Raw genomic sequence first — 11740 nt, forward strand, 5'->3', positions numbered from 1 at the left:
CATGAACGCGCCCGTTCTGGATCACGAAGCTTTCGTCACCCGCGGCAAGGACGGAACCCTGCGGTTCGAGGCCGCTGTCGAGGGCATGACCTGCGCCGCCTGCATAGGCGAGATCGAGTCGGCCCTGCGCAGCCTGCCCGGCCTGCCCCATGCGCGGGTGAATTACACCAACCGCCGCCTGTTCCTGGAATGGCGCGGGGAAGGCTTCGATCTCGCCGGCGCCTTCGATCGCCTGCGGCGCATGGGCTACCGTTTGCGGCCTTTCGAGCTGGCCGAGGGCGAGCAGGCGGAGCAGGAAGCCTCCAAGCGATTGTTGCGCTGTCTGGCGGTCGCAGGCTTCGCGGCGATGAACATCATGCTGCTTTCGGCCTCGGTCTGGATCGGCGAGGGTTCCGACATCGACCCCTCCACGCGGGACATGTTCCACGGGATCTCTGGACTGATCGCCCTGCCGGCCGCCGCCTTCGCCGGCCAGCCTTTCTTCCAGAGCGCTTTCTCCGCGCTCCGGGCGCGGCGCCTGAACATGGACGTCCCGATTTCGCTCGGGGTTCTGCTCGCGCTCGGCATGTCCGTCTATGAGACGCTGGTCCACGCCGAGCACGCCTATTTCGACAGCGCGATCATGCTCCTCACCTTCCTGCTGCTGGGGCGTTATCTCGATGCGGCGATGCGGCGCAAGACGCGCGCGGTGGCCGCCAATCTCGCCGCGCTTCGCGCGCCGGTCGCCTGCCGTCTGTCCGAGGACGGCGCCGAGACGATGGTTCCAGCCCAGCATCTCCGGCGCGGCGACAGGATACTGGCGAGGCCCGGAGAGCGTCTGCCGGCGGACGGCGTGATCGCCTCCGGAGCGTCGGCGCTCGACCAGAGCATCATTACCGGCGAAACCGCCCTGCGCCCGGTCGGGCCGGGAGACCTCGCCTATGCGGGCAGCCTCAACCACAGCGGCGCCCTTATTATCGCCGTCGAAACGGCAGGCGGCGAAACGCTGTTCGACGAGATCGAGCGGCTGCTGGAAAAAGCCACGGCCTCACGCTCGCGTTATGTTCGTCTGGCCGATCGCGTATCGCAATTCTATGCGCCGGTGGTGCATCTCGCGGCGCTCGGCTCCTTCCTGTTCTGGCTGTCGCTCGGGGCGTCGTTTCACGATGCGCTGGTCACGGCCATTTCCGTGCTGATCATCACCTGTCCCTGCGCGCTCGCGCTGGCCGTGCCGGCGGTGCAGGTGGTCGCGAGCGGCGCGCTGTTTCGCGGCGGGGTGTTGCTGAACGCCGCCGACGCCATAGAGCGCTTCGCGGAAGTCGACACCGTGGTTTTCGACAAGACCGGAACGCTGACGTCCGCCAATCCCGTCGTCGTCAACGGCGCCAACATCGACTCCGAGCTTTTCGATCTCGCGGCGGGCCTGGCGCGCGGCAGCAGCCATCCTCTGGCGCGGGCCGTGGCCTCCGCCCGGCCCGGCGCGGCCGCTCTCTCCGAGATAACCGAAGAGCAGGGACAGGGCGTGCGGGCGACGGCTCGCGGACTCGAGGCTCGGCTGGGCTCTCCGGCCTATTGCGGGCTCGGAGCCGAGGCGGCGGCGCTGGGGCCGCTCGATCCAGACGTATCGCTCGTGGCTTTCAGGCATGGCGAGAGAATTGCTTTGTTCGAGTTGCGGCAGGCGTTGCGGCCCGACGCCGAAGAGACGACGGCCTCTCTGCTGCGCGAGGGTTTCCGCGTCGTGATCCTCTCCGGCGATCGGCCCGCGGCGGTGGAGGCGGTCGCCGTCGCGCTCGGCGTCGAGGACTGGCATGGCGGGCTCAAGCCTACGGAGAAGGTCGCGTTGCTCGAGGAATTGCGCCGGTCCGGCCGCAGGGCGCTGATGGTCGGCGACGGGCTCAACGACGCGCCCGCGCTCGCGAGCGCCTATGCGTCGATGTCGCCGATAGACGCGACCCATCTCACCCAATCGGCGGCGGACGCTATTTTTCTCGGAGAGCGTCTGGCGCCCGTCACGGCGACGCTGCAGACGAGCGCGCGGGCCAAGCGCATCATGCGCGCCAATCTCGCGCTTTCGGTGGTCTACAACGCCATCGCGGCGCCGCTCGCCATGATGGGCTTTCTGACGCCGCTCATCGCGGCTGCGGCCATGTCGGGGTCTTCCATGCTGGTGACGCTCAATGCGCTTCGCGCCGGCGGGACGGCGTCCGGAAAGGCGGGAGCGGCGAATTCCGACTTCGGCGAGGCGAGACTATGACCATACTGCTGTTTCTGGTGCCTTTGGCCGTGGCGCTCGGCTTTGTCGGACTGCTGGCCTTTTTATGGTCGCTGAACACCGGGCAATACGACGATCTCGACGGCGCCGCCTCGCGGGTTCTTTCCAACGACGACCTTGCCGACGAAGACCTCGGAGGTTCGGCATGAGCGCGCGCGACTATGACGAGCTGCCGATGCGGCCAGGCGAATTGAGCTGCGTCTGCGGGCCCTCCGCACGCGGCGAAGACGCGCTGGAGGTGCGGGATCTGTGGCGCCTCGCGGCGGGCTTCGGCCTCGCCGTCCTGGCCCAGGCGCTCGTGCTTTCGGCTTTGCCGGAGGCGAGCAACGGCGTCGCCCCGGCGGGGAGGATCGGCTGGCCCTACGCCCTGCTGCTGATCGGCGCGGCGCTGGCCTCGTTCCCTGCGGCGCTGCTGATCGACGCTTTCGGACGCCGGTCGGCTTTCGCGCTGGGCGCCAGCCTCGGCGTCGCCGGAGGGCTGCTTTCGGCCTGGGGAGTCTCCCATGGCGTTTTCGGGGCGCTGTGCCTCGGCGCTTTCTGGCTCGGCCTCGCGCAGGGGTTCAGCCTGTTCTATCGCCACATCGCGGCGCGCGGCTCGTCGCTGGCGGCGCGCGGAGGCCTGCTCGTTTTCGCCGGCGGAGCGGCCGCGGCGGGCGGCGCTCCAGCCGTCATCGGGCTCGCCGGGGCCTTCGGCGACGGCATGGCGCCCCTGTTTGTCGGCGCCGCGCTGCTGCATGTCGGGGCGCTCTGGCTTTCGACGCGCTTGCCGCACGCGCTCGTGTCGGCGGCGCCTCAGTCCGTGGTCGACGCCGCTTTGTCGTGGCGCTTCGGGGTCGCCACTTTCGCCGCCGCGCTCGCCTGGTTCCTGATGTCGGGCGGCATGTTTCACGGCCCCCTCAATCTCGCCCATTGCGCCGCGTCGCGCGGCTTCATCGGCGCCGCCGTGTCCTGGCATCTTCTGGCGATGTATGGACCGGCGGCGGTCGTGGCGCGCTGGCCCTCCATTCTGCCGCCCATGGGGGCCATTGTAGGCGGATTGACGATCATGTCGTTCGCCGCGGTCGTATTGCACGCGGGCGCCTCGGTCGCGAGCCTTTCCATCGCGCTCATCGCCATCGGCGGGGGCTGGTCGCTGGTCAATATCGGCGCGATCCGCCTGCTGCATGAATACGGCAGGCCGCCGCGCGCGGCGCTGGCTCTGCATGATCTCTGCCTGCTCGGCGCAGCGGCCCTCGGCGCGCTGACGTGAGCGCGCATTAGCCAAAAATTATTGGTTGTCGCTGCGCAAAAGCTTGTGACTGCAAGCTTTTCTTCAGCCCAATGCGACTCCTCGCCTCAGTGGGTGCGGGATTCGATAAGGCATGTCTTAAACCATTGCAGGGATAGGCTTGGGGTTCGGCCTCGGAGAGGGTTGGCGGCTGGGCGTCGACCGGAAGCAGGACGGCGTCCTGCTCTTTGACCACGCAAGGCGCATGGGGTTTTCAAGCCATTGCGGTGAGAAGAGTATGAAGCGGATTGCTGTAGGATTGGAATCCCTGTCCATGCGCTCGGCGCCGCCGAAGAAATGGCGTCTGCTGATCTATTTCATCGGGTTCTTTTCCGCCTTCGTCTGCGCCGAGTGCGCGCTTCTTTGGGTTTACTACAAAGACGAATTCACCCAGTCGGAATCAAGGCATATCGAAATCGCGGAAACGCATCTCACCGAGCTGGCCGGCGCGATGCAGCGCAAATATGCGGGCTACTCGGTCGATGTTCGCCACGGCGCCATATTGTTTGAGCTCAGATGGGGGCAAAATAGCGAGAGCAAGGGTTCGCTCGACGTCCATAGCCTCAGTCGCTACGGCAACGAACTCAGGCAGATATTTCCGCAATACGACTCGATCCGGATCGTCTCGACCGACGGAATCGAATTGTTTCACTCCGTCAAAAACGAGTCCGACGCGTTCGGCGATCGCTACCTGTATTATACTTGAAGGCCGCGGCTCCGATGCTGGGTCCGCGGCAGGTCTATGTCACGCCCTTCGACATGTCGCGATCGGGAGGGCTTAAACTGCAGTTCGTAACGCCTCTCTACAAGGGTGCGAAGCTGCTCGGCTATCTCTTGTTCGGGGTCGGATCGCCCACATTCCTCCAGCGTCTCGAGGAAATCCGCTCGCAAACCCCCGCGGTCGAGCTGATGCTTTTCAATTCGCAAGGGCAGCTTCTCTGCGCGGCGGCCTGCTCGGCTCCGCTTCATGTTTCCGAGACATTGTCGTCTTTCCCCGGGAGCGACTCGGGAGTCGTCAAGACCAAGGCCGGGACGCTGGTTTACAAGACGGTTTACCCGCTGAACGGCCTGGAAAGCGTCGTATGGAGTGGAGACTCCAACAAGAGCATCGGCTCGGCGCCCGGCGGCAAACGCAACGATTACCGGTTCAGGGCCGCCGCCTTCATTCCGGACGATCTCGTCTCGGGGTCGATATCGCTCGCGCATCTCGGGCTGGAGGCGAGGGCGAATCTGTTGTTCCTGGGGGTTGCCGCGGGATGGCTGGCGGTCGCCCTGCTTCGACTCCGCGAGGAGCGCGACCGAAAGCAGCACATTCTTCAGCTCGCCGTCGATCTCTACAACAATGCGCCCTGCGGTTATCACTCGCTCGATCCGCATGGCACTGTTTTGCTGATGAACGACACGGAGCTCGGTTGGCTGGGCTATTCCCGAGACGAGGTGATCGGAAAAAGGAAATACCCCGAGTTTCTGTCTTCGCCCGAGGCCGCGAAGCGATTCATGGAATGCTTCAGCGCCATGGTTCGAGGCGCGTCCGCGCCCCCCGAGACCGAAACGCGGTTTCAGGCCAGACGAAAGAACGGTACGCTTTTCGATATCTCGATTACGCCGAATTGCGTGAGGGACGCCGACGGCAGGTTCGTGATGTCGCGCAGCATCGTCAATAATATCACTGAGCGCGTCCGTCTGGAGGCGGCGCTCGAGCAGGAAGCCCACCTCGACGCTCTCACAGCCGTCCATAACCGCGGCTATTTCATGAAATTGGCCGAGCTTCAGCTCACGCGAGCGCAAAGAAAGAACGAGCCGATTTCGTTGCTTTATCTCGATCTCGACCACTTCAAGGCGATCAACGACGCTTACGGCCATCACACCGGAGACCAGGTCCTTCGCCACAGCTGCCGCCTCATCTCGAGAAGCCTTCGCGCCGGCGATATTTTCGGCCGCATGGGCGGAGAGGAGTTCGCCGTGCTGCTGCCGGGCATAGCCGCGCACGAGGGCGTAGCCGTAGCCGAAAGGCTTCGGCGTCTCGTGTCGAAGGCGCCGCTGCCGGTCGGCGACGACGGCGAGATCAGAGTCACCATCTCCATCGGCGTCGCCGATTTCTCGACGGATGGGCCCAATCTCGACGCGCTGCTGTCGGCGGCTGACCGGGCCCTTTATCGCGCGAAAAACCGCGGCAGGGACAGAGTCGAAAGCGCGGCCGGATTTGCGTTGAACGCGCCCATATCGGCGTAATCCCTTCTCGAGTGGAACAGTTCCCGCGCGCTATGGTCCAGACTCAATCGAGCCGCAAGCGCAGTTTATAGGAACGCGGCCGCTTGGCCGTCCGTGATGTAGCCGAACACGCGAAAGCCTTCCGGCGACTCCTCGCCGGGCACATGCACCTTCTTCAGGGCTGAGCGAACAAGTTCCCGCTGGTTCGGACCGTCTACGCGGATGTCGACGTAGAGGATAGACTCATATCCACCCTCTCTGAAGTGATAGAACCACTCTCGATCTGGCGGCGAGCGATACCCATTCGTGGAAAGCGCGCTCCAAGACGGTGGCGGCGTAATCGCGTACATCGCTAGCCGCAGCTCGTCCCACTTCGTGTTGTTCATCGCCGGATTGAGCATGCCGGACCTCAAAGCCGGAGCGGGACCGTGGTCGCCGGCGCTACTGCAGACAGGAAGTTGTTTGCAAGCTTGTCGTAGCGGGTAGTGCGCCGGCTCAGCGCATCTCCGCATGCGCCAGTTCGACCTGCGGCTTGCGGGTCTCGTTCTCGGCGAATTTCGCGCGGTAAACGACGAAATTCTCCATCACGCGCTGCACATAGTTGCGCGTCTCGGAGATCGGGATGCGCTCCACCCAGTCGATCGGATCGATATTGGCGCGGCGCGGATCGCCATAGGCGTCGATCCATTCCTTGACCCGCTTTCCGCCCGCGTTATACGCCGCGAAAGTCAGAAGATAGGATCCCTTGTGCTCATTGAGCAGGATTCCGAGATGCGCCGCGCCGAGCTGCGCGTTGAAAGCGGGTTCGCTGAGCATTCTGCGGAGGTCGAAGCCGACGCCGGCGCGAAGAGCGGTGCTGCGCGCGGTCGACGCGATCATCTGCATCAATCCCATCGCGCCGGCGCTCGAAACCGCATGAGGATCGAAGGCGCTTTCCTGCCGGGCGATCGCGTAAACGATCGAGCGCGACGCCGAACCCGGCAGAGTGGCGAATTGCGGCACGCCATAAGTGGGGAAGGCGATGTCGTCCAGCGGGACGCCGCGATAGGAGGCGAGCTTGCCGAGAGTCAAAGACATTTTGGCGTCGCGGGCGCGCGCTGCGGTCTGGGCCAGAGCGGCGAGCTGCTCGTCGCCGGTCAGATGCTTGGCCGCCTCCATGGCGAGGGTGACGGCGGACTCTTTCTCGCCAGCGGCGAACAGGAGTTCGATCACGCGCACCGACTCGTCGCGTGCGTCGCCCTCGGCCGGGGTCGGAGCCGGCCTTAAGGGAGAGGCGTCGGAGCCGAGACGCGCCAGCGCCAGCTGTCCGTAAAATGTGGTCGAATGCGTCGCCGCCTCGGCGTAATAGGCGCGGGCGACGGACTCGTCCTCGGGCGTATGGCGTGCTTCCGCGGCGCGCGCGCGCCAATAGAGTGCTCGAGACTTCTGGATCGGCGTTTCGGCGATCGCGGCGGCGGCGTCGAAGTGACGCTCGGCCGCGGCCGGGTCGCTCAAGAAGCGCAAGGCGATCCAGCCGGCGTGGAATTCCGCTTCGACCTTCGCGCTCACGCTGCGGGCGCCATGCTGGGCGCACAGCACATAGGCCTCCCCGGCGTCCCCGAGATCGAGCAGCTTGCGCGCGACGAGCCGGCGTTCGGTCCACCAGGCGTCGCCGTCCACGATCAGCTCCGGCGCGCGCGGCGCGGTCAGCAGAACGGCGGCGGCCTCGATGATTTTCTCATGCTTGCGCAGCATGTGCGCCCGGGCGAAAAGCAGCCCCGGGTCTTTTTGCAGCTCGGGCGGCACGGCGGCGAAAATCTTGTCGCTCGCGGCGTCGTCGTTGGCCGCGGCCCGCGCGCGAGCGAGCAGGACCGCATCCTTGCCCGCGAGCTCCGCCGCGCGTAGCGCCGCGGTGTTTTTCTCGGCGTAAAGCAGGCGGTCGGCGCGGTATTTATGATCGGCGACGGTCAGCAGCTCTCCGAATTCCTTGCGGATGCTTCCTTCCATCTGCTCGCCGACATCACCCTCGCGCCAGACCTCGCGGGCCAGCGCGCCGGCGCTCTGGAAATCGCCCTCGCGCGCAAAGACCCGCGCCAGGGCCAGCTTGCCGCTGGGGGAGAGGGGTTTCCTTCGCGCGAAAAATCTTTTGACCGCGGCGTCTGAGACATGGTCGCCGAAAAGGGATTCTTCCGCGCGGCGCGTCAGCCAATCTTGCGCGGGCCAGTCGGGATGTTCGACGATGAACCGGTCTAACCGGGCGAAGCCGGCTTCACGCGGCCGCGTGCGGAATCCGACCCATTTGGCGGCGTCGGCGGCAAGTTTCGTCTTCAGCGTGGAAACTGCGGCGTCGCCCGCGGCGAAGTCGCCCGATTTGTAGGAGGCTATGGCCTGCAGGAGTCCTTGGGCGTCGTCGCCCACCAGCATGGCGGGATCGAGCTTGGGCTCGATTCCGTTTTCCGTTTCGGCCAGACGCTGTTTTTGAAAAGCATAGGCGAGCAGGGGAGAAGCCCACGATATCTCGGCGTCCTGCTCCAGGGCCGGCTCGAGGTCGAGCGGCCGCCGCAGTGCGTCGCGAAGCGATTGCGGCTTCGCGCGCCAGCTATGCGGACCAAAGGGCTCCAGGGCCGCAAAATTCGGCTCGAAGCGGGCGTCGGATCGAGCCGGCGGACTGTGCTCCGGGGCATAATGGGCGAACAAAGCCGCGCCGCCGACGACAAGGCCGAGCGCCGTGCGAGTCTTGGTTTTGAAAGGCCAGGCGAATCTCATGAACCCGCGCTCCCGTGCGAACAAAAATTCTGCCTCTTTTCTCTTTACGAATGGCTAACCAAGCCCGCGGTTCCAGAACGCGGCTTTTGAAGGGTTTCCCGGCCATGGCGTCGGGGCCATTTGTCGCGCCGGAAACCCCGTTAATGCAAAGGGACCTCTTTCCTCGTGGGCGGCCAGCGGCTATGACAACACGGTGAAATCAATGGGCTGCGAATGCGGCGGCTGTGAGGCGCAGGGAAAGCGTTGAAATAATGAGCAAAACGGCGATTTTTCATGGCTCCGTCACGGCGTTGGTGACTCCTTTCCAGGGCGGCGTTGTCGATTTCGAGCAGTTGCGCGCATTGATCGATTGGCAAATCGAGAACGGCACTCACGGACTCGTGCCGGTGGGAACGACCGGAGAAAGCCCCACTTTATCGCATGAGGAACATGGCGCCGTCATAACGGCCACCATCAGGGCGGCGCGCGGCCGCGTTCCGGTGATCGCGGGAGCCGGCTCCAACAACACGCGCGAGGCGGTGGCTCTCGCGGGCCATGCGGAACGCGCCGGCGCCGACGGGCTTCTCGTGGTCACGCCCTATTACAACAAGCCCAATCAGGAAGGCCTTTATCAGCATTTCAAGGCGATCAACGACTCGGTCTCGATTCCGATCCTCATCTACAACATTCCCCCGCGCTCGGTGATCGACATGAGCGTCGAGACCATGAAGCGACTGTCGGACCTGCGCAATATCGTGGGCGTCAAGGACGCGACCGGCAATGTCGGAAGAATCTCCCTGCAGCGCGACGCGATGGGGCCCGATTTCATACAGTTTTCCGGTGACGACATAACGGCCTTGTCCTGCATGGCCGCCGGAGCGCACGGCTGCATTTCGGTCGTCTCCAACATTGCGCCGAAGCTCTGCGCCGATCTCCAGAACGCCGCGCTGGAAGGCGATTTCAAAAAGGCGCTGGCGATTCAGGACAGGCTCGTTCCCCTGCAGGTCGCCACTTTCCTGGAGGCGGGGGTCACGGGCGCGAAATATGGCTTGTCTCTGCTCGGCAAGGTCTCGGAAGAAGTGCGCTTGCCGCTCGTTCCTGTGACACAGGCCACCAAGGACCGCATTCGTGCGGCCATGGTTCATGCGGGCGTGCTCGAGGAATAAACCGCCAGTGGGCCAAAAAACTGAAACGAATTACAAAGTCGTCGCCGAAAACCGCAAGGCGCGCTTCCATTACGAGATTGGGGAAACCTTCGACGCCGGCCTCGCGCTGACCGGAACCGAGGTCAAATCCCTGCGCAGCGGCAAGGCCACGATCGCCGAAAGCTACGCCCATGTGGACCGCAAGGGCGAAGCCTGGCTCGTCAACGCCACGATCCCCGAGTATCTCTCCGGCAACCGTTTCAATCACGAACCGAAACGGCTGCGGAAGCTGCTGCTGAAGCAGCGTGAACTCGCCAAAATGGCTCAGGCGGTCGAGCGCGAGGGCATGACCATCGTGCCTTTGCGCATATATTTCAACGACCGGGGCAGGGCGAAGCTACAACTAGCGCTTGCGCGTGGCAAAAAATTGCACGATAAACGCGAAGTTGAAAAGAAAAGGGATTGGAGCCGCGAAAAGGGCCGCCTGCTGAGGGATAAGGGCTAGAGCAGTTTCTTTTCCAAAAACCGCTTCGCACTTTTTGGAAACATGCCCTAGGGCCGTCTGTTTCGCGAATCCGACGGTAGGTCGGGCGGCCATAGCCACACGGAAAGATGATCTCCGTCCCCAACGCAAAAAAGCGACCGTCCTGCCGGACGGCCGCTCTGAAGCCTGTTGCGATGATCGACCCGCCGCATGTGGCGGAGGGCCGTCGTCGGCAGTCTCGTTATTCCTCGCCGTCGTCGTGGCCGCCGCCGGGGGCGACAGTCTGCGGCATGGGACGGCGCTCCTGGAAGCGCTGCATCCGCTCGGCGCGCTCGCCCGGATCGCGTCCGATCTTGCCGACGAGATGGATGAGGTCGATGAATTCGTCGGCCTGACGGCGCAGCTCGTCAGCGATCATCGGAGGCTGCGTCGTGATCGTGGAGATCACGGAAACGCGCACGCCCTTGCGCTGAACCGCTTCCACGAGGGAGCGGAAGTCGCCGTCGCCCGAGAACAGCACCATATGGTCGATATGCTCGGCCATCTCCATGGCGTCTACCGCGAGTTCGATGTCCATATTCCCCTTCACCTTGCGGCGACCGAGGGAATCGACGAACTCCTTCGTCGGCTTGGTGACCACGGCGTAGCCGTTGTAGTCGAGCCAGTCGATGAGCGGCCGGATCGAGGAATACTCCTGATCCTCGATGAGCGCGGTGTAGTAGAACGCGCGGATGAGGGTGCCTTTGCTCTGGAATTCCCTGAGGAGTCGTTTGTAGTCGATGTCGAATCCGAGGGACTTGGCAGTAGCGTAAAGATTGGCTCCGTCAATGAATAATGCAATCCGTTCCTGATCTGCCATTTTTAATGCTCACATGTGGTTCCGGTGTCCGAAAAGGGCTAATGAATCGTATTTGACCTTATGAGATCTATTCCGATTATTAAGCCCGGCTATCTTTGCGACAGCGGTTTCAATCGGCAGTGTGTTGCCTTTGTCGACGTCCATTCGAGGTCCTCGAAGGGGGCCGAAGCCGTCGCTCGCCCCGCCGCGAAAGCTTCGGGACTGTTTGCAACAATCAAATCGGGCGCCGAGGCCCTGGCGTCAAGGGGGCAATTTCGCTTTTTGAATCCAAATCTTTATCCAAGCGCGCCAAAATTAAGCCCTGATGACTGCTTTCCCGGACGCGCGGGAGAGGCATTGCCTCTTTGTAGGAAATGTATTACCAATCCAATTCCTTCCCCAGAAAACGGAGCTGGTCGCAGATGGCGCGCGTCACTGTCGAAGACTGCATTGACAAGATCGAAAACCGCTTCGACCTGGTTCTGCTCGCCGCCCACCGGGCGCGTCTCATCTCGTCTGGCCAGAACATCCTCGTCGAGCGCGACAATGACAAGAACCCGGTCGTCGCCTTGCGCGAGATCGCGGAAAAGTCGCTCACTCCGGACGACATGAAAGAGGATTTCATCCATTCGCTGCAGCGCCACGTCGAGGTGGACGAGCCTGAAAGCGAGATGGTTCCCGCGCTTTCCTCCGCCGCGGGCGCGGAAGTCACCGGCGACGCGCAATTCGACCGCATGACCGAGGAAGATCTGCTGCGCGGGCTCGAAGGTCTCGTCCCCCCCGCCGAGGTCGAGGACGAAGGCGAATAAGGCCGGATTTC

Annotated in this window: 11 protein-coding genes; 8 read left to right on the plus strand and 3 right to left on the minus strand. The window is 63.8% G+C overall.

Annotated elements, in window-relative coordinates:
- Window position 1 precedes the first annotated feature (1 nt).
- The 5 genes from H2LOC_RS03285 (at window position 2) to H2LOC_RS03305 (ending at window position 5750) form a co-directional block, all read left to right on the plus strand.
- Window positions 2–2233: a heavy metal translocating P-type ATPase gene (locus tag H2LOC_RS03285; protein WP_136495086.1), complete on the plus strand. Its 2232-nt coding sequence runs from the start codon at window positions 2–4 to the stop codon at window positions 2231–2233.
- Complete coding sequence (gene ccoS / locus H2LOC_RS03290; protein WP_136495087.1) at window positions 2230–2400, plus strand: cbb3-type cytochrome oxidase assembly protein CcoS; 171 nt, start codon at window positions 2230–2232, stop codon at window positions 2398–2400. The genes H2LOC_RS03285 and ccoS overlap by 4 nt, the downstream gene beginning before the upstream one ends.
- Entirely contained in the window at window positions 2397–3500 is a 1104-nt protein-coding gene (locus H2LOC_RS03295; RefSeq protein ID WP_136495088.1) for a hypothetical protein, read from the plus strand. Before ccoS ends, H2LOC_RS03295 begins: the two co-directional genes overlap by 4 nt.
- A gap of 256 nt (window positions 3501–3756) precedes the next feature.
- Window positions 3757–4224, plus strand: coding sequence for a hypothetical protein (locus H2LOC_RS03300; protein WP_136495089.1), 468 nt, complete (start codon window positions 3757–3759; stop codon window positions 4222–4224).
- Between the two features lie 14 nt (window positions 4225–4238).
- Window positions 4239–5750: a GGDEF domain-containing protein gene (locus H2LOC_RS03305; RefSeq protein ID WP_136495090.1), complete on the plus strand. Its 1512-nt coding sequence runs from the start codon at window positions 4239–4241 to the stop codon at window positions 5748–5750.
- A 65-nt stretch (window positions 5751–5815) separates the two neighbouring features.
- Here H2LOC_RS03305 and H2LOC_RS03310 read toward each other — a convergent pair whose 3' ends face one another.
- Complete coding sequence (locus H2LOC_RS03310) at window positions 5816–6130, minus strand: DUF6678 family protein (RefSeq protein WP_246206964.1); 315 nt, start codon at window positions 6128–6130, stop codon at window positions 5816–5818.
- Between the two features lie 94 nt (window positions 6131–6224).
- The gene (locus tag H2LOC_RS03315; protein ID WP_136495091.1) at window positions 6225–8474 is read right to left on the minus strand and encodes a lytic transglycosylase domain-containing protein; all 2250 of its coding nucleotides are present in this window, start codon (window positions 8472–8474) and stop codon (window positions 6225–6227) included.
- Between the two features lie 251 nt (window positions 8475–8725).
- Between H2LOC_RS03315 and dapA the strand changes: the two genes are divergently transcribed.
- Together dapA and smpB are read left to right on the plus strand one after the other, a co-directional pair.
- Complete coding sequence (gene dapA, locus H2LOC_RS03320; RefSeq protein WP_136495092.1) at window positions 8726–9619, plus strand: 4-hydroxy-tetrahydrodipicolinate synthase; 894 nt, start codon at window positions 8726–8728, stop codon at window positions 9617–9619.
- 7 nt (window positions 9620–9626) lie between these two features.
- Complete coding sequence (smpB, locus tag H2LOC_RS03325; protein ID WP_425487316.1) at window positions 9627–10103, plus strand: SsrA-binding protein SmpB; 477 nt, start codon at window positions 9627–9629, stop codon at window positions 10101–10103.
- Between the two features lie 220 nt (window positions 10104–10323).
- Here smpB and H2LOC_RS03330 read toward each other — a convergent pair whose 3' ends face one another.
- Window positions 10324–10941 carry a LabA-like NYN domain-containing protein gene (locus H2LOC_RS03330; protein ID WP_154331559.1) on the minus strand — a complete coding sequence of 206 codons (618 nt, stop codon included), beginning with the start codon at window positions 10939–10941 and terminating at the stop codon, window positions 10324–10326.
- Window positions 10942–11342: 401 nt separating this feature from the next.
- Here H2LOC_RS03330 and rpoZ point away from each other — a divergent pair, with 401 nt between their 5' ends.
- Window positions 11343–11729: a DNA-directed RNA polymerase subunit omega gene (rpoZ, locus tag H2LOC_RS03335; protein WP_136495094.1), complete on the plus strand. Its 387-nt coding sequence runs from the start codon at window positions 11343–11345 to the stop codon at window positions 11727–11729.
- Window positions 11730–11740 lie beyond the last annotated feature (11 nt).

The sequence above is a fragment of the Methylocystis heyeri genome (genome assembly GCF_004802635.2).
Taxonomy (GTDB): domain Bacteria; phylum Pseudomonadota; class Alphaproteobacteria; order Rhizobiales; family Beijerinckiaceae; genus Methylocystis; species Methylocystis heyeri.

Excerpts from the sequence above, each read along its gene's own strand:
- H2LOC_RS03295 (WP_136495088.1), top strand. The coding sequence starts at position 2,397 with ATGAGCGCGCGCGACTATGACGAGCTGCCGATGCGGCCAGGCGAATTG.
- dapA (WP_136495092.1), top strand. The coding sequence starts at position 8,726 with ATGAGCAAAACGGCGATTTTTCATGGCTCCGTCACGGCGTTGGTGACT.
- H2LOC_RS03310 (WP_246206964.1), bottom strand. The coding sequence starts at position 6,130 with ATGCTCAATCCGGCGATGAACAACACGAAGTGGGACGAGCTGCGGCTA.
- ccoS (WP_136495087.1), top strand. The coding sequence starts at position 2,230 with ATGACCATACTGCTGTTTCTGGTGCCTTTGGCCGTGGCGCTCGGCTTT.
- H2LOC_RS03305 (WP_136495090.1), top strand. The coding sequence starts at position 4,239 with ATGCTGGGTCCGCGGCAGGTCTATGTCACGCCCTTCGACATGTCGCGA.
- H2LOC_RS03330 (WP_154331559.1), bottom strand. The coding sequence starts at position 10,941 with ATGGCAGATCAGGAACGGATTGCATTATTCATTGACGGAGCCAATCTT.
- H2LOC_RS03315 (WP_136495091.1), bottom strand. The coding sequence starts at position 8,474 with ATGAGATTCGCCTGGCCTTTCAAAACCAAGACTCGCACGGCGCTCGGC.
- H2LOC_RS03300 (WP_136495089.1), top strand. The coding sequence starts at position 3,757 with ATGAAGCGGATTGCTGTAGGATTGGAATCCCTGTCCATGCGCTCGGCG.
- H2LOC_RS03285 (WP_136495086.1), top strand. The coding sequence starts at position 2 with ATGAACGCGCCCGTTCTGGATCACGAAGCTTTCGTCACCCGCGGCAAG.
- rpoZ (WP_136495094.1), top strand. The coding sequence starts at position 11,343 with ATGGCGCGCGTCACTGTCGAAGACTGCATTGACAAGATCGAAAACCGC.